The 18,936-nt window shown below is 38.3% G+C and carries 10 protein-coding genes and 1 tRNA gene; 8 read left to right on the forward strand and 3 right to left on the reverse strand.

The genetic code is table 11. From position 1 onward, the window contains the following. Positions 1-4: 4 nt before the first annotated feature. Positions 5-646: an NAD(P)-dependent oxidoreductase gene (locus tag ACLMCG_RS02860; RefSeq protein ID WP_413958712.1), complete on the reverse strand. Its 642-nt coding sequence runs from the start codon at positions 644-646 to the stop codon at positions 5-7. Positions 647-992: 346 nt separating this feature from the next. Between ACLMCG_RS02860 and ACLMCG_RS02865 the strand changes: the two genes are divergently transcribed. From ACLMCG_RS02865 to ACLMCG_RS02875, 3 genes are all read left to right on the forward strand, one after another. Then, the gene (locus ACLMCG_RS02865) at positions 993-2,102 is read left to right on the forward strand and encodes an epoxide hydrolase family protein (protein ID WP_413958713.1); all 1,110 of its coding nucleotides are present in this window, start codon (positions 993-995) and stop codon (positions 2,100-2,102) included. 9 nt (positions 2,103-2,111) lie between these two features. Further along, positions 2,112-2,882 carry an alpha/beta hydrolase gene (locus ACLMCG_RS02870; RefSeq protein ID WP_413958714.1) on the forward strand — a complete coding sequence of 257 codons (771 nt, stop codon included), beginning with the start codon at positions 2,112-2,114 and terminating at the stop codon, positions 2,880-2,882. A 551-nt stretch (positions 2,883-3,433) separates the two neighbouring features. Then, positions 3,434-3,505: transfer RNA gene (locus ACLMCG_RS02875), tRNA-Arg, on the forward strand. A 430-nt stretch (positions 3,506-3,935) separates the two neighbouring features. On the opposite strand, the gene ACLMCG_RS02880 is transcribed toward ACLMCG_RS02875, so the two are convergent. Together ACLMCG_RS02880 and ACLMCG_RS02885 are read right to left on the reverse strand one after the other, a co-directional pair. Further along, complete coding sequence (locus ACLMCG_RS02880) at positions 3,936-5,609, reverse strand: helix-turn-helix domain-containing protein (protein ID WP_413958715.1); 1,674 nt, start codon at positions 5,607-5,609, stop codon at positions 3,936-3,938. Between the two features lie 90 nt (positions 5,610-5,699). Continuing rightward, positions 5,700-7,331 (reverse strand): helix-turn-helix domain-containing protein, encoded by a 1,632-nt coding sequence (locus ACLMCG_RS02885; protein ID WP_413958716.1) that lies wholly within the window; start codon positions 7,329-7,331, stop codon positions 5,700-5,702. 458 nt (positions 7,332-7,789) lie between these two features. On the opposite strand from ACLMCG_RS02885, the gene ACLMCG_RS02890 reads away from it, so the two are divergent. From ACLMCG_RS02890 to ACLMCG_RS02910, 5 genes are all read left to right on the forward strand, one after another. After that, positions 7,790-8,344, forward strand: a complete 555-nt coding sequence (locus tag ACLMCG_RS02890) for a hypothetical protein (RefSeq protein ID WP_414136856.1) — start codon at positions 7,790-7,792, stop codon at positions 8,342-8,344. 321 nt (positions 8,345-8,665) lie between these two features. Beyond that, on the forward strand, positions 8,666-9,190 hold the full coding sequence (locus tag ACLMCG_RS02895) for a hypothetical protein (RefSeq protein ID WP_413958718.1): 525 nt from the start codon (positions 8,666-8,668) through the stop codon (positions 9,188-9,190). A gap of 11 nt (positions 9,191-9,201) precedes the next feature. Then, positions 9,202-10,605: a hypothetical protein gene (locus tag ACLMCG_RS02900; protein ID WP_413958719.1), complete on the forward strand. Its 1,404-nt coding sequence runs from the start codon at positions 9,202-9,204 to the stop codon at positions 10,603-10,605. Between the two features lie 84 nt (positions 10,606-10,689). Beyond that, positions 10,690-18,207 carry a hypothetical protein gene (locus ACLMCG_RS02905; protein WP_413958720.1) on the forward strand — a complete coding sequence of 2,506 codons (7,518 nt, stop codon included), beginning with the start codon at positions 10,690-10,692 and terminating at the stop codon, positions 18,205-18,207. Positions 18,208-18,464: 257 nt separating this feature from the next. After that, on the forward strand, positions 18,465-18,887 hold the full coding sequence (locus ACLMCG_RS02910; protein WP_413958721.1) for a transposase: 423 nt from the start codon (positions 18,465-18,467) through the stop codon (positions 18,885-18,887). Positions 18,888-18,936 lie beyond the last annotated feature (49 nt).

The following is an 18,936-nucleotide window of genomic DNA, read 5'->3' on the forward strand; positions in this document are numbered from 1 at the left end:
ATAGTTACTCTTTCAGATTATACAAAAACGGACTTTTCCTGATATACTCAGAATTTTCAATCTGAGAAGCCAAAAACTCAGCCAGATCTGTGGCACTGATGCTTTCTCCTTTACAATCTGTAAGACTTGTTTCGGTTTTAAAACTTTCATCAGTAAGATGAATCAATGGTAATCTTACCAACGTCCAGTCCAGACTGCTTTCCATAAGAAGTTCATACTCTTTTTGCTTATCAGCTGTTGTTTCAGGATAGTTCTGATACATCCAGTCGGTAGCCATTTTTACTCTTTCATTTTTTTGATCGGATATTGTATTCACACTCAAACCTGTGGTTATCATATAACGATTGATCCCATGATGATGCATCGCCCTGATGATATTTTTCGCAGCATCACTGAAAATAGATTTCTCTCCTTTGGGCTGCCCCAGAGTGCTCATTACAATATCAGTCCCTTCAATTAATGAACGGACAGCTGCTTCATCTCTTACATCTCCCTTTACCACTTCAATTAAGGAATTTTGAATGGTAAAATTTTCAGGATGTCTTAACAAAAGTTTAAGGGAATATCCTTTTTTCAAAAGGTTTTGAACCAGATATTGACCGGATTTTCCTGTTCCTCCGATTACTGCAATTTTATAGGTATTCATAATGATTTTTTTTAATATTAAACATCAATAATCAACAGCAAATTAACCGCTGATGACTGTTGATACTACAAATGACGTATTGCCTTTGCTTTTTAGATATGATATAATAAATGTATTGGGTTCAGAAAATTGAACCTAAGATTTTCAGGCTAAAAATACACCTGAATAATAGTAATATGTATTACGAGATTTTAATGAATTAAAGTTACATTTTTTCATCATTAAAAAATCAAAAAATTTATGATTTTGACAACACTTATTAAAAGAGAAAGTTTATAACTTTGATAACAATCTTATTATCAGTAGCTTTCAAAATAATCACTTTACACCAATATAATCTATTAATATGGAACCATTTACTGTTAACATTCCTGAATCGGTGATAGCCGACCTGCAAAACCGTATCCAAAATACCCGATGGCCCGAAGAACCTGAAGGCTCTGGCTGGAACTACGGCACCAATGAAACTTATCTGAAAGAGCTTACCAACTACTGGGTAAATGATTACAACTGGAAAATGCATGAGCAGCAGTTAAATCAACACCCCCAGTACACAACCCGCATAGACGGAATTCTGATTCACTTTCAATACATCAGAGGAAAAGGTTCCAATCCCAAACCTTTAATCCTTACCCATGGCTGGCCGGACAGCTATTACCGTTTTCATAAAATTATTCCTTTGCTCACCGAAGGCGAACAGAGTTTTGATCTGATTATCCCTTCTATTCCCGGGTTTGGTTTTTCTGATAAAACAGCGGTAAGTAGTGCAAGAGTTGCTGATCTTTGGAAAAAGCTGATGACTGAAGTGCTTGGATATCAAAAATTCTGTGCTGCCGGAGGTGATATAGGTATGGGAGTCGTAAAAGCCTTAATTTCAAAATATCCTGATGTCCTGGAAGCGGTGCATCTTACAGATGTTGGATATCCAACCGGGCAGGAAGATCCGGCAACAATGAGTGAAGATGAAAAACAGTTCGCGCAGTTTGTTCAGCACTGGTGGTACAGTGAAGGAGCGTATGCAATGGTACAGTCTACAAAGCCTCAGTCTCTTGCTTACGGACTGAACGATTCTCCTGTAGGGCTTGCAGGCTGGATTATCAGCTTTATCAACGCCGGAGCGCCACCGGAATTAATAGAAACAGCGTTTGGAGGAAGGGATGAAATGCTTACCAATATTATGATTTACTGGGTAACTCAAACAATAGGATCTTCTGCGAGAATGTACAAAGAAGATGCAGCAGCCTTATGGAGCGGAACGTATGTTCATCAAAAGAGTAATGTTCCGGCCGGAGTGCTCGTATTTCCCCGTGAGGCTCAGTTTCCGAAAGAATGGGCAGAACGTTTCGTGAATGTGACCAGCTTTAAAAAGATGAATGAAGGCGGTCATTTTGCCGCCCTGGAATTACCTCATATATTTGCAGATGAACTAAGATCATTCTTTTATTCTGTCAAATAAAAACCATCCATGAAGAACTTCTTTGCTGTCCTTTTTTCTATTCCTCTTTTTATAACCAGCTGTGCTGTACAAAATAAACATGCTGAAAGTAATGATTATGAAGTAAAACTGGATACTTTAACGTTTTTTGATCAAAGCAGAAACCGCAAGATTCCTGTTGCTTATTATTATCCAAAAACTGATAAAAAGATTCCCAACCAACAGGTTATTATTTTCAATCATGGCTATGGTTTCAATAAAGGCGGAGATTACTTTGTATATTCTTATTTAACGGAAAAGCTGGCTTCAAAAGGCTATTTTACAGTAAGCATTCAACATGAACTAACTACAGACAAAGCACTGCCAACAGAAGGAAATTTGCAGCTTGTAAGAAGACCTTTCTGGCAAAATGGTTCGGATAATATTCTGTTTGTACTTAATGAACTGAAAAAAACAAAACCGAAACTGGATTACCAACATCTGACATTAATAGGCCATTCCAACGGTGGTGATATGGCAGCGTTATTCGGCAATCAGCATCCTGATCTGGTATATAAACTGATTACAATGGACAACCGGAGAATGTTCCTGCCGAGAACTTCAGTTCCTAAAATTTATACTTTACGTTCTAACGATTATCCGGCTGATGAAGGTGTGCTTCCCAATGAGGAAGAACAAAAAAAGTATTCTATGGCAGTACAAACAACTTCCATCAATCATAGTCACATGGACAATAAAGGCAATGATGAAGAGAAAAAAATCTTAACTGATTTTGTTTTACAATACCTTTCTGAGAACTAATTTCAAAGAACCTCACAAGTTATCCACAACAAATTGTGGATAACTTGTGAATTTTAACATTAAATTCATATTTCGTATTAAAATAATTACTACATTTACTATGTAATAAACATCGAAGTGGAAACTTTATTTGCTTTTCTTACTACTATTGAAATTGCAATTAAATTTGAAATAAAAATTTAAGCACAGCATTGTCGGCTGTGCTTTTTATTGTTGTCTAATTAAAAAAATGAGATGTATTTATCTATTGGATCTGCCCCTAAAGGGCAGATTCTTTTACCCATATACCCTTTGTAAATAAAACTTTCTGAATAGTATTTGACGCAGTCAAAATCTGAAAAAAGTATTTTGTATTGCTTACTTTTTACGCAAAAGTTTAATATATAAATTTATATTCTAAATGTAATCAACTTTGTTGATTCTTTATAAGCCAATGCATAGCTTCATCAGCGACATTGTCGCTTTCTTAGCTTCTTTATTAACAATGTATTGAATTTTGTCTTTGTGTTAAAAAAATTTAAAGAATATACGACAAAGCTTCATTTAAAACAGGCCTCATAGTTCAATGGATAGAATAAAAGTTTCCTAAACTTTAGATTCAGGTTCGATCCCTGATGGGGCTACATTTCATATTAAAGTCACTGCTTAAAGACCAGATATTGGTTATTGAAGTATTCGAAAAAAAATGGTGCCGCCATCAGCTTATCAGAGTTAAGAATAAAGATCTGATCAAGGCAAAAATATCGAATACAAGCCTGATATAACGATATGATTTTTATGCTCGTCAAAAATTCTAAAATTGGGTTGAAGCATACAAGATTTAGATATATAATTGCATTAATCTAATAATAAAAAATACTTACAAAAATGAGCTTTATAACTTTTGCTTAATTTGACTCAGGTGAACCAAATCATCAATAAAGGTGCTTGAGAGTACTCGTAAAGGTCACAAACGATAATATGCTCAAATTTTGGAAAATTTGAGCATATTTTTTATATCGTTAATTCTCAAAGAATTAATGTAGTCAAAATTAAACGTAAATAGGTTCAGCGTTATACAGACGATTTCAATTGTTCTACAAAATAAGAAGGTGTAAAACCCATATGCTGTTTAAAAGCATTGACAAAAACTCTCGGTGTAACATACCCGCATTCCTCTGCAAGATAAGTAATCTTATATTCTCTGTAAACCGGAAGTTCGTAAAGCTTCTTAATTATATAATTGATACGAAGTTCATTGATATAGCTGGTGAAATTATGATTTTTGTAAATTTTGATGACCTCCGAAAGATATTTTGGATTGGTCGCAAGACTATTGGCCATCCAGGTAAGACTCAAATCCTTCCGAAGATACTTCTCTGAGGCTTCAAATTTTTCAAGTTTAAGAAGTAAGCTTTTTATCGTTTCATCTGTAATAGTAATAGAAGATTTTACCCCAATATTTCTCTCTACTATTGGTTGTATTTTATTTTCTTCGTTTTCCTTACTTATTTTCTCAATCAGATCTTTATATTTTTTATGAATAATCTTATTGCTTCTTCTCCGATAGATCAGCATTGTTCCGGTTATAAGACTAAGGACAACAATAGAAATAACAACAATTTTATTTATCTTTTTCTCTCCGTTAATTTTAGTTTCTGAAATGATCTTTTTGACAGGAACTTCTACGGCTTCCTTTTCTATGGAAGTTATACTGTCATTCAATTTTGAAAAAAGATCAAGATATTTTTGAGAAGTTGGGCTGTCTCCTATCCCGAGATAAGATTTTGCCAGTACCATATATCCTACTCTCCGGTTATAGGGCATGCTATTAGACTTCTCCAAAGCCAGCATATTTTCTCCGTATTCTATTGCTTTTCTGTAATCTTTTTTCATTTGATAAAACTCCTGAAGTGCCTGATATAAATCTATCTTAGTTTCAGGATTTATTTTTCCTTTAATGACAGCAAGTTGTTTCAAAGCTTCCTTAAAATAGAACTCTGATAATTTCACATTCCGCTCTCTATTTTTAGAGTCCCTGTAATGAATTCCCAGATTCATATTTACAGATATCAGCATATCAATTTTTTGCTCTAAAGGAACATCTGTACTTTTATCGCTTACTTTTAAAATTTCTTCTCTGCTTTTTTCCAAAGAGTACAAAACCTTTTCATTCGATCGTCCCTGATAGTAAGGCGCCATGTTATAATACACCAAAGAAGTCTGATAATGCCTCTGATTTATCTCAGAAATTGCTTTTGCATATTTCAGAGCGGTTTCATATTCCTTTAAGCTCACATCATATAAGCCCAGATTTTCATGTAGTATTGCTCTTTTATTGTATATAACAGATAATGCTTTATAATCTTTCTGACTGACTGCCAAGTCTATGACTCTGTTTGATATTTCCAAAGCCTTTTTATAATCATAGTCCTGAGAATAGATCAACATTATATTTTTTATTGCATCTAGTTCTGCTTTTTCACATCCAATAGTCTTAGCAAGATCATTTGCTTTTTGAAACAGTTCTAAAGCTTCTTTAGTTTTTCCTTTGTCATTAAGAGAGGTCGCCTGATTTATTAATTGGTCTATATTTTTATTTCCAGGACATGAAATAGCTGCACCATTTATGATGCAAAAAGCAAAGAAGAACAACAAAAAGATAAATGTCGTGTATAGTCTTTGAAAAAACTGATTACTATTCCCCCAAATAAACTGGGATATTCGCAAAAGTAATTGTTTAACCATAAGATGATATTTTATATTGAGGTTGTGCCTTTCAGGATCCTGATATTCAAAAAAAAGAAATATGAAAACACTGAAAGCACCCACTATCCACTATAGTTTAGTTATAAGAATTGAAGATGAAGTAGAAATTTTCAATTGCTCCACAAAATAGGATGGCGTAAACCCAGTCTCCTTCTTGAAGGCATTCACGAATACCCTAGGCGTGGCGTAACCACATTCCTCTGCCAGATAGGTTATCTTATATTCCCTATAGATTGGATTGTTATAAAGTTTCTTGATGATGTAGTTGATGCGCAGCTCATTGATATAGCTCGTAAAGTTATGATTTCTATAAACCTTGATGACCTCCGAAAGGTATTTTGTATTGGTATTAAGACTATTAGCCATCCAGGTAAGGCTCAAATCCTTACGCAGATACTTCTCTGCGTTCTCGAATTTTTCAAGTTTAATGAGCAGCGCTTTTATTGTTTCATCAGTAATGACAACGGATGATTTCGGTACATTATCTCCAACATTATTCTGTAACTCCAATTCCTGTTCTCTTTGTTTTGCATTTATCTTAGCAATCAAATCTTCATATTTTCCATGAACAAGTTTATTTTTCCTTTGCCAATACAACCAACCAATTAAGATTGTAAGACTTAAGACCAATGCAGATATAATCAGTATATTTCTAATATTGTCTTGATTTTCATGCTCTTTATCTGATATGATTTGCTTTACAGGTGTTATCAAACCCTCTTTTTCAGACTTCAACAAACTATCACTCAAAGATATATATAGCTTTGAATAATATTTTGACGAATCTTGCTTATTGGTTTCCACATACGAGTTAAATAGGGTATGGTAAATATCTTTCCTGATATAAGGCATAGAAACTTGTTTTTCAAATCCTTCTGCTTTTTTGGCAAATAAGATGGCTTTATGGTATTCACCATTGTCACTATAAAATTTTGCCATATCGCTCAGCAAGGTTGCCCTTCCATTTACATAAATATTATATTTTCCACTTTCCTGAATCTCAAAGGCTTTCTTAAAATAATAACCAGCAGAATCTCTAACTTTTAAATTACTATAAATCAGACCCAGTCCTGCATATTGATAAGCCAAATTCTGATATTTTGCATTTATCGTTTCAGGCTCAGTTCCTGGAATCTGGAATGAGGCCGCAATGCTCTTGTGCCTATAAATGATTTGCTTTTTTATATCTCCTTTCTTTTCATAGACTCCTGCATAGGATTCATAGATTAAGGATCTTCTGTAAATCCGACGGTTTGGAGATTTGATTTTGTCAATATCAATCAAGGATTTTTCCAACTCCTTCAGACATTCATCCAAGAGACCCATTTCGCCGTAAGCATTTGACCTCATCCTGTAGATATCAGAAACATAATCAAAGGCTTGCAATTCTTTAGCATACTTTTCAACAAAATGACTTTCTTCAATGGTTTTTTTATAATTGCCTTCATTATAATAAAGCAAAACAAGCCCCATCGAACTGGTCATAGCCCCATTTATATAATGTATTTCTTCACACTTTTCTTTTAACTGTAGTAATTTTTTTTCAGCTGTTACAGGATCTGATGCTGCAAAAGCTTTATACTTCTTAATTTCAGCATCAATGCTCTCTATTTGGGAAGTTTCTGCTTTTGATGATTTTTCATTTTGGGCAAATGTGGTATAAAAGAGAAAAAAAATAAAAAATAGATAGATTTTTTTCATTAGGAAATAAGGATTAAATTCTGGAATATATTCGTTATAGAGATTTATTGAAGAAGAGCTTTCTACATATTCATTGAAGGAACTAAAGTGCCATTAGTCAATCAATTATTATACATATTTATTTTTCTTAAAGAGATTATAAAAATCATTGATTCAATTTTGCCACTTTATGAGTAATCATATTAATTTCTCCATATTATAAATACCATTTATCATTATCATCTGTGCAAATTTAATGAAATATACATCCTAAATATACAAATACCTACTTGAGATTATTTTAATTCTACATTAATACGTCTCTATAACATAAATAACTGATTTACAGATATACATATTTGTAAAATCGATTAAACAAGACATGAAACTTTCCGAATTATTCCTGTATTGGACTTGTGCAGGCTTTATGGTAATCATAATATTGCACCAAAATGACAACCGATTCTGAAAATAACATGATGAACAAACTCTTCTCCCTATGTTCCAGTGAAGGGAGAAGGTTTTTCTTGTTGGTCTTGTTGTTGGTTAACTTTCAGATGATACAGGCTGTTTGCAAGCATAGTGATGTACCTTCATCAGACGTCTCTACCCTATTCATAGCAGATGGAACCTTGATTTCGGGAATAGAAAAAGTACATGTCCACCATTCCGCAAAAGTAAAGAAGAAGGTCAAAAAAAAGAATTCTACCCTATCCAACAAAAGAAAACATAAAAAAGAGCAGAAACTGTCCCAAACTGTTGAGAACAGTAATACAAGCATATCCATCTTCATCAGGAATACTACTTCGGAAAAATCCTTACTGGCTGCTTCCGACACTGATAAGCAAATTATCAGACCCAATCAGCATACAATGAAATCCCTTTTGCTTGAATCTAAAAACAAAGGATTTGCACTGGGCTATCCGCTGGACATTTTTCTGAAAAAACCTCACACAGATCAATGGTTTTCAAATCCATGTCTCCTTCGAAATTTCAATCGCCCACCACCCTTTACCCAAAAAGCTACGGTTTAATTCAATTCATCAGATAGTCCCCACTATCCTTTTACTTAACAAAAAGTTCAACATGATTCGCACATATTCGCCGGGTTCAGCCGAAGCGAACAGGTATCATCATGTATGAGCAAAACCTAATAAAGGGCTTCAAATCATTACATAAAAACAGCTATAATCTCATCATTTCCGGAGCCACCTCTGTGAACATAACAAAAGGAAAACAGAGCTGCAATGGATTGATGTTGACTGTAAATCCATAAGGCAATGAACCATTCTCTTTTGGAAAAGGCGATATCAGGAAATAAAACATTCCATTCATTTAAAACCTATTTAAAAATCATGAAAAAACAACTTTTGCCCATCGCAATTCTACTTGCTGTAACGGGCACTGTAAAGTCTCAGGTTGCCATAGGAAAACCGGCAGTAACAAATGCTTCGGTTTCCTTGGAATTTGCAGATACAGAAAATCGGGGATTGATACTTCCCTATGTAGAAACGAAGACAGGAATTACGGACAACGGTACCCTCATTTACGATACTACCGATTACAAAGTAAAATACCTGAAAGATTCCGGCACATGGACCGATTTAAGTGTTGACAACACAGGAACAGCCAACATTGCAATCCAGACCAGCAAGACTGAATCCACGACTGCAAAAACCGTCATCGGATCCGCAGCTGCCACAGACACCACACCAGGGGTTCTGGTTTTATCTGATACCACCAAGGCAATGATATTACCGAAAATGGTAAGCCCACATCTTAACATCATCAACCCTGCTCCGGGAATGATGGCATATGACACCGTAAAGAAGCAGATAGCTGTCTACAATGGTACAGTCTGGAGCTTTTGGAAACCTTAAATCTATAAAAAATGAAAAAAAATACACTTTTATTGGCATCATTCTTTATAAGCATAACCGCTTATAGCCAGGTAGGCATTAATACAGAATCCCCAAAGGCTACATTGGATATTGTGGCAAAGGCTACTGATACGACAGTAATGGATGGCATCATTGCTCCGAGACTCACAGGTGCACAGCTACGAGCCAAAGCCTATACCACTGATCAAACAGGAGCCTTGGTGTATGTTACCGCTGCAGATACTGCACCTGCAGGACAAACCGTAAATGTAAATTCAACCGGATATTATTATTTCAATGGAGCCCAATGGGTGCATACGGAAGGCAACAATGTCAATATCTACAACGCCAATGGTACACTTACCAATCCCCGTACAGTAACATTAGGAGGAAACAATCTGACCATTTTGGGAACAAACCAATCTACGGCCTTCAATCAAAATGGCGGGTTGCTTCAGACAGGACTTTCCACTTCGGCAACAAAACATGCCAATGCAACATTTACAGCTGCTGATAATGACGGCAATTCTGTAACCTCAAGATTGATTTTCCAAATTTATCCTGAACAACCAGGACAAATCATTGCAGATAATGATGCCACAGCCTTACATCTTTCAACTAATGCCACTACAAAATCGGCTCCCATTACCTTTGCCACAAGTGCAGGAAGCAATGCATCCGGGACTGAAAAAATGCGCATTACCGGAGAAGGAAATATTGGTATCAGTACCAATCTACCAACCGAAAAATTGGATAACAATGGAACGACCAGACTTCGAGCACTTCCCTTGAATGGAAGTTCAAACGCCATCAGTACTACTCCTAGTGGAACGGCCTCCACAAGCCAAAACCAAACCTTTACAGCAACGCGAACTGTAGTGGCAGATGCCAACGGTGTTTTAGGGTATGTGACAGGATTACCGTCTACAGGAGGTGGCACATCACCATCAGGTTCGATCAATGTAGGTGAGACCATTTCACAGGTCTATTCCATCCCAAGAGCCACTGCCATTGCAAACACGTTCAATCTAGCGACCTATGTTACTGCCAACAGCTTACCCGCACTCCCTGTTCTTGATGGTTTACAAATCAACCTGCAAGGGGTTGATGGAAACTATTATGACCCCAGAATCTATAATGTTTCAGGAGCTTCACAACTCATCAGTTATCAGACGTTTGCTACACAGGTCAATGAGAACAAGACTTCGCTCAACAATACGGTAACAGCCGGTAACTATGTACAAGTAGATAACAATAACATTGTATTTTGGAGTACAACTTCTGCTGAAGTTGAAACTACAAACCTACAGGTACAGATAGATGCCAATACCTACAGGTGGTATGAGTTCAAATGGTGGTGTATGGAAATAAACAGTACAAAGAAAATCTTCTTATCTGTTACCCGTAAAGCATAACCCATTGATATCTCAGCTATATCCATGAAGTTATCACATAACAACACTCACTTCATCGGAAATCCGACTAAAAACCATTAAATAATGAAAAAACAAACCCTCTTTTTCATCATATTCCTCATAATGGGTAATATGATGATCCTGGCACAGAACTGCAACGTCAATGCAGGAGCCAATGCCGTCATTTGCGGCACTTCAACCAATCTATCGGGAAGCCCGGGCGGCAGTACTTCAGGAAATCCTTTATGGACTCTGGTATCCAAGCCTTCAGGAGCGCCAGACCCTATTATTGCCACCCCTTCAGGTTACAATACCAATGTCACTGGGATGACCTACTCTGGAAATTATGTATTTCAGATTGCACAGAATTGTACAACAGGAACAGCAACCTCGCAAGTAACCATTACGGCACCAGGGGACGTCTCCACCTTTACTGCTGGAGCAGACGTTACGAATGTCAGCGCCATTACAGGTACCACTACATTAGCAGGAGTCATTCCTACCGGGTATACAGCATCATGGACCTATTATAATATTTCTGATGGAGCCACTACCAATGCAACAATGGCTAATACCAATACGGCAACGCCTACCCTTAGCCTTATTAAAAAAGCAGACCATAATATTGACCCTGCTTATCGTGCTGTGTTACGTATAACCTCCATTAATAACCCGAACTGTTGGTATGAGGATGAAGCCATTGTAAGGTTTATCCCAAATCCCCAGATCATTACGAATTCATCTTATAGTGGTTGCTTCCCTCCGCAATCATTCTCGTATATCGACCTAAGCAGCAGCTCTCCACGGTTTGTAACCAATAATCCAAACACCTCTGGAAATCCTGCATATGGGACTACGGTTACCATAAATGCCATAAGTCAGCCAGCTGGTGCGAATATTTCATTTGCAACCTTAGAAAACCAAAGAATGTATTTTAACGGTGCTGATATATCAGGTACTTATGTATTTACCATAACGGTAAGCAATACTAATGGAACCTATACTACACCACAGATTACCTTTACCAATAATGGGGCACCCCCAAATAGAATTAGTTTTCTCGATACGGCATATCCCGAGCAGCTAACATATAGAACATCAACAGACGCTGGTTCCGTATACTGCAATATGGCAGGGCAAACAACTCCTATTACCTTTTATTTTAAAATAAATCCTGCTGACCCTGCAACCATTACCACAACAGCAAACAATACAGGTACTACCCCACCAGGAGGAAATCCATCATTGGTTCTCAATGGGGCAGGAACCATGAACAGGAATGTAACGGTAACACCACCCGCTGGGGGATGGCAAATAGGTACCTATAAGGTCGGCATCACTGTGGGAAGCGGTGTCTGTACCATTGTACAACCATTTTATATTCATATTTCGGATGGCAACCGTCCGAATGTGACTGTCCCCAATACCACAGTATGTTATCCGGGATCGGGAGTGGTAACAGCTACCATTCCACTACCCTCAGTGTATGTGGGGGTAATCAATAGCAGTTACCTACAGGACTTTACTGGAAAATACCAATTTACTTTGGTTTCCAAACCTTCCGGAGCAGCAAATCCTGTTTATGGAACTCCTACCCTTACCAGTACCTCCACTACGATAAGTAATCTGGATAAGGAAGGGGAATATGTTTTCAAAATAAAGGCTGTTCCAAGTGGAGACCCCCAATTCTTAGATAAGGAATATTCCTGCTCGGGAACTTCTTTAGAGGGTACATTCTCCATATTCGTATCCGCACAAGTGGGTTCCAACGCTGGATCGGTACAAAATGTTGTAGGAACCGCCACTACTTTTAACGGGAACAACCCAGGTGCAGCATCTACCGGTACTTGGACCTTGGTTTCAAAACCAGCCGGAGCTCAGGACCCTGTTATTGTAACCCCTTCTGCATACAATACCAATGTAACAGGGTTTATCAATTCTGGAACATATACATTCAGATGGACGGTTACCACCGGTACCTGTACCAGCTCAAGTGATTTAACGGTCAATGTTTCCGCTCCATCTCCAGGAGGTGTTGCAGCCGCGGTTTGGTACAAGGCTGACGCCATTAGCTCATTGGACAATACTCTAGTGAATCAATGGATTGACCAAATGGGAACAGGTTATAACCTTGTGCAGGCTACCAACACTCTACAGCCTACCTATTCAAACCAGAATACCTTGGCAAACTTCAACCCAACAGTGACCTTTAATTCAACAGGTCATGGAACAGGGCAAGGAGGCTTCATGGCTGCAGATCCGGGAAGCGGAAATGAAATCATAGACCGATCCAAAGGAAGCATCTATATCGCAGGTAAAATGAATACGCTAGGTGCTGCCGGATTGGCTGGATTCGACCAAAGCATGGATTATCCAGGTTTACATATTTCCAACAATGCTACGACAGACAAATTATTGTTCTATACGGCTGGAAGTGGTTATACCACCCTATCCACTAATCTATTTGCAGATAAAAAACCTTTTGTAGCAGGTTCTTCATGGTTAAATGCTGCAGGGGCAACAACAGCAAATCCTTTAGCTAAAGTATGGTTAGATGGAAATGAATCTGTTTATAACAATACCCTCAATAATGTCAATACCGGAAATACGGCACGTGCCTTTAGAATAGGTCGTGATACCAACTGGGGAAGTCATGATGGACAAATGAATGAAGCCATCGTATTCGCCACTCCTCTTACAGCATCGGAAAAAGCCCGCGTAGATTCCTATTTGGCCGTTAAATGGGGAACGACACTCATGGGGGATTATGTAAGTTCCTCAAACAACATCGTATGGAATACTTCCACGACTTACCAAAACAATATCTTAGGTATTGCCAGAGACAATCTTTCAACCTTATATCAGAAACAGTCTCGAAGTGAGAACTCCGGTCAAAAACTGATCATGGGAGTTGGAAATTCCCTGGCCAATACTAATGCAGCCAATACCAATAGCCTGACAGAAGGACAATTCTTAATCGCAGGGGACAATGGTATGAAACAGGAATTGAAAACGTTGTTAACATATACAGCAGGTACTAACGGAGCTGTTAACTCCCGTTTCGAATCCATCTGGAAAGTACAGAATACAGGAAATGTAGAAAATGTAACAATTGCCTGGCCTAAAGGGGTTAATAATATATACCTTGTTCAATCTTCAGATGCTACTATTGATGCTACCGACAACTTTACATCAATGGCTACAGAGGTTAGCGTAAATGGCATGGTATACAACACGGCTACTGTAATATTAACAGATGGACAGTACTTTACCTTCGCCGGATATGCCTATGCGCCGGGCGGTGTATTTTCTGCTGCCTGGTACCGTGCAGATGCGGATGCTAATCTATTCTCCGATGATGGAGCTACTATAGCTGCAGATAACGCAACTGTTCAGCAGTGGAATGAGTTCAACAACAAACCGTTCTCTCTTCAGCAGTCAACAGCAGGTTATCGACCGAAGTTCTCCAATACTGCAACATTAGCCAACTTCAACCCAACTGTAACTTATGATGGAACCCAAAAATGGTTACAATACGCTCCCCTAGATGCACAAGGATATATATTGGATAGAAGTAAAGGAGCATTATTCTCTGCAGGAAACACAACAAGTGTCAACTCATCATTATTGGGTTTTGGAGTTGCAGGATCAGGAAATGCAATGGATGACCCGGGCTTGTACAATTATACGGGAAATAAATTTTTATTCTATCCGGTAATTGGTGAATTTGATGCACAAAGTACCAATACCATCAATGGCTCTTACATCGGGGGGGGAGCTTGGGAAAATAGTACTGGAATAGGGGGAAATAATGCCGTCAATATTACATTGAACGGTTTTCACCAAACGTTCACCACCAATATCTCGAATGTAAATACCGCTGTCAATCGTAATGCCTTGATGGTAGGAAAAGCAGACGCAGGAGCACAATTGATTGGACAACAAAATGAAATGATAGTTTTTGCTGAAAAACTAACGGATGAAGAAATAAATAAGGTAGAATCTTATCTTGCCATCAAATATGGGCAAACCTTGAGCAAGGAACAAAACAGGAATTATCTGAGTTCTACAGGCACAGTGGTTTGGGATGGATCAACTAGCAATTATTACAACAATATCCTTGGTATTGCTAGAGATAACACTTCTGCTCTATACCAAAAGCAATCACAAAGCGTGAATGATGGTCAGAAGCTAATCATTGGTGCAGGAAGCTCATTAGCGAACACCAACCTTGGCAACAGCAATTCCTTGACGGAAGGACAATTCCTTATCACAGGAGATAATGGTTTGAAACAAGGTCTCAGCGTACCGCTTTCTTATACAGCAGGCTCCAACGGGATTGCCAATTTCCGTTTCGAATCCACCTGGAAAACACAGAACACAGGAAATGTAGGAACGGTTACAGTAGCATGGCCTAAAGGAGTAAAGAATTTATACCTTGTACAATCTACTGATACTGTTTTTGACGGAACCGATATTTTCACACCAATGGCAACAGAAGTTATCGTAAACGGTGTAATATATAACACAGCTAATGTAACATTAACAGACGGGCAATTCTTCACTTTTGCAGGTTTCGGAAATGCTCCGGGAGGTGTTGCTAGTGGATTGTCATACTGGTACAGAGCTGATAAAAATGCATTAAATACAGGTACGGGAACAGATGTAACCGGATGGACAGATATGTGGAACGATACTACCGTTACACAGATAGGAACCAATGCGTTACCAAAATATGTATTAGGAACATCCAATTACTTCAACTTCAACCCGGGAATTAACTTTACGGCATCTACCCAGGCTATTGGTAACATATCTGTTTCTTCATTGTCTAGTTTGAATTATGATATTTTCACTCTTACAAAAGAAGGGATGGCAGGTGCTCGATTCCTTAATTTAGGAAGAGACAATACAACCATGAACGGTACTAACTGGGATAGCCCCGCTTTCTATGCCGACGGAACAGTTGCACGCAGAACTAATACAGGAGCATTGGTATATCTTACTAATCCGGGGGCTGTTGCATACAGCACGACTACCCCAAGTATAATGTATAATACATTTACTGATACTACAGTAAGCAAAGGACTGAACGGAGCTGCAAACGGAACTACAGGTAGCAATACGGCAATCGGTTTGGTGAATGGAGGGCACATTTTTGGAGCCAATAATATAGCCCCTCTGGGAGGAGATGATGGCGGATTTACAGGTAATATAGGGGAAACCATTATCTATGGTGCAGGCACCTTATCCAATACCGAACGTAGAAAAGTAGATTCTTATCTTGCCATTAAATACGGTATCACTATGGGACGTGTGAACACTGACCACTATCTTGATGCCAATGGAAACCAGGTATGGAACGGAGGAACTAATACGGCTTTCAACAACAACATCTTCGGGGTGGCAAGAGAAGATATTGGTCTTTTTGAGCAGAAAGTTTCTAAATCTGTCAATACGGGAGCAATACTTACGGTGGCTACCACTAATGATTTTGTAAACCCGAATCAAAATACAGCACGTACAGGATTTGCAAATGATAAGACTTATTTCCTTTTGGGAGATAACAATATTACGACAACTACATTAAGCAGTATTACAATAAATGGCTATACAGGAGGTTCACGTATCCCAAGAGTATGGCTGACGCAGCGTACCAATACTAGCAGTACGATGTACTTCGGGGCAGACCTTTCCTCTTACGGGGCAGGTTTTGGAAGTGGAGATCATGTAAAAATGATCATTGCGGATGATGCAGCGTTTACAACCAACGTAGTGTACGTTAACGGAACCTATGATGCGGCAACCGGAAAATGGGTACACAGTTATAATTTTGACTCAGAAAATGCAAAGAGGTATATTACCTATGCGGTGGTGGATGAGGTAGCTTGTACAACAGGTTGTAACGATAACACTTACTTGAATGCATCTGACCCAAATACCATAGAATATGATAATATCATAGCATCTGAGATGAGTACAATAATAAAACAGAAAGACGGTTCGTTTTATATATGGGGACCGTATACATCGCCTAATGTATCATCTTCAAACACCAATGTTGTATTAAACCTTCTTACACCAACGAAAATTGATCCGACTACATCACTCCCAACTGCAGGATCAACGGGAGCTGGATTCAACTATACAGGTACCCCTTTAAAAGCAGCATTACAAGGAGGTAATACTTCTGGTGGTATTTCTTATTTATTGACTACTGACGGGCTTTATATTTGGGGAAGTGCCAATATGTATAGTGGAATGGCTAACACATACAGAACTCCAAATGGCAACACATTTGGTAAGCTGACGGTTAATAATAAAGCTGACGGTCTGCCTCCGGGAGTGAGCCCTACCAATGTAAAAATGATGAGTGCCAATCAAACAACATTAACTATTGTAACCTGTAGCGGTGCAGTATGGACCTATAGTCAATCAGGTGCAGCATATACTTATGGAGATGGTATGGTTGTAAGTACGGCTAATGATTCAAAATGGCATCGTGTAATGACCTCTGCTACCCAAACACTGGACAATGTTGTTGCAGCGCGTGGCATCCTGGGTACTAAATTCGTTTTAACCTCCGATGGTAAGCTTTATACCTGGGGTAATAATACTTTCCATAATGATAATACTTCTGGGGCTATATCTAATTATGCAACAGAAATCAGTGTTCCTGCCGGAGTAACTCCAAAAATGATAGGGATGACCGAGGGAGTAAATGAAGGAGAAAGTTCTTATTATCTTTTGGCAACCAACGGCAAGCTCTATGCTATGGGGTATAATAATCAAAAGCAGCTGGGGCTTGGTGACACTGTCACAAGACTTAATTGGACAGAAGTAACAGCTACTGATGGCGCTCAATCTCTGGGAGGTAATATCGCTTGGATTTCACCAGCTGAGAATGCGAACAATTATCCATCTATTAATGTATTGACCACCGATGGAAAACAATGGGGATGGGGATACAGTTTACGTGGTCAGTTGGGCTCTGTTAATACGACTGGCCTTAACCCAACCTATATACCGGGTAATGGTACAGCTGCCAATGAGCTTAGCCTAAGTGATAAGGTGATTGCTGTAGAAGATGGAGGCTACCATGCCATCAACTTTAAAGAGAACTCCACGAAGTATGGCTTTATAGGTTGGAATTCGTATGGGACTAAGGGAGATGGCTCTTCTCCTGTTGGAGGTAATGATCTTAAATATACTTATATATCTCCTCTTGATATATGTGCAAAAGTAGTCTCAAGTTTTTGCTACAAACCGGGCATCATAGCCGGTACAGCATTAGATACCAAAGTGGGTATTACCGCTCTTGGCAGGGCTGGAGCAGGAACCATAGATAACTGGCCAATGGTAAGAAAGGGCGGATGGCTTGCCTTGGAAGCAAAAACCAAAGGATTTGTTCCGAACAGGGTTAAGTTCAATGCGTCCAATCAACCTGTTGCAGCTGATGGAGTAACTCCTGTCATTACTACTCCTGTAGAAGGTATGATGGTCTATGATACCACCAATAAATGCATGAAGATCTATACCCTTAAAGAAGGAGATCCATCCATGGCTTGGCACCGTATCACTACACAGGCGTGTCCTGATTAAAAAGAAACAATTTCCATAGTTGATAGATACTTAGCTCCGGAAAGTATTGTACGGAACGGGGCTAAGCCTATCAATTAAAAATCAATTACAACACTTTAGGCTATGAAGATCAATACCATGATAAACAGCAAACATTCAGCATCAGTTCAACAAAAGCTTAACGCATTTACTGAATTTCATTAGGTATTTGTCAACTACAAACAAGACATTACCATGGTAATGTCCTTTACCCTATCCTTTTAAAAGAAATATTACTTATGGATTCAAATTTCAGAAACATTCATATTGGAAAATTCATCCATCTACGAGTCAAAGAGAACAACATAGATGCCCCTCGTATCTGCAACTTCATGAAATGTACGGAACCTGAAATCAACGAAATGTATGCACAGGAAAACCTATCCACAAATACCTTATTGAAATGGAGCAAGTTACTTGAATATGATTTCTTTAGACTTTATTCCCAACACCTGATACTCTATGCTCCTCCTTCTGCCTCCATCCGGGAGTCCGATAGTTCAAAACTTCCCCGTTTCAGAAAGAACATCTATACCCGGGAAATGATAGACTTCATTTTGGAACTGATTGGGAAGGAAGAAAAGACCAAGCGTCAAATTACAGATGAATATGGAATTCCCTATACCACTTTGTGCAAATGGATAACAAAACATAATAAATGACTGCCTCCGATAGAAAATTGAGAGGCTAGAAATAGTTACAATAAGATAG

It is taken from the genome of Chryseobacterium sp. S90, assembly GCF_047444895.1.
Taxonomy (GTDB): Bacteria; Bacteroidota; Bacteroidia; order Flavobacteriales; family Weeksellaceae; genus Chryseobacterium.

Bases quoted from the DNA above. Each gene is read 5' to 3' on its own strand.
- ACLMCG_RS02860 (WP_413958712.1), bottom strand. From the start codon at position 646: ATGAATACCTATAAAATTGCAGTAATCGGAGGAACAGGAAAATCCGGT.
- ACLMCG_RS02865 (WP_413958713.1), top strand. From the start codon at position 993: ATGGAACCATTTACTGTTAACATTCCTGAATCGGTGATAGCCGACCTG.
- ACLMCG_RS02870 (WP_413958714.1), top strand. From the start codon at position 2,112: ATGAAGAACTTCTTTGCTGTCCTTTTTTCTATTCCTCTTTTTATAACC.
- ACLMCG_RS02880 (WP_413958715.1), bottom strand. From the start codon at position 5,609: ATGGTTAAACAATTACTTTTGCGAATATCCCAGTTTATTTGGGGGAAT.
- ACLMCG_RS02885 (WP_413958716.1), bottom strand. From the start codon at position 7,331: ATGAAAAAAATCTATCTATTTTTTATTTTTTTTCTCTTTTATACCACA.
- ACLMCG_RS02890 (WP_414136856.1), top strand. From the start codon at position 7,790: ATGAACAAACTCTTCTCCCTATGTTCCAGTGAAGGGAGAAGGTTTTTC.
- ACLMCG_RS02895 (WP_413958718.1), top strand. From the start codon at position 8,666: ATGAAAAAACAACTTTTGCCCATCGCAATTCTACTTGCTGTAACGGGC.
- ACLMCG_RS02900 (WP_413958719.1), top strand. From the start codon at position 9,202: ATGAAAAAAAATACACTTTTATTGGCATCATTCTTTATAAGCATAACC.
- ACLMCG_RS02905 (WP_413958720.1), top strand. From the start codon at position 10,690: ATGAAAAAACAAACCCTCTTTTTCATCATATTCCTCATAATGGGTAAT.
- ACLMCG_RS02910 (WP_413958721.1), top strand. From the start codon at position 18,465: ATGGATTCAAATTTCAGAAACATTCATATTGGAAAATTCATCCATCTA.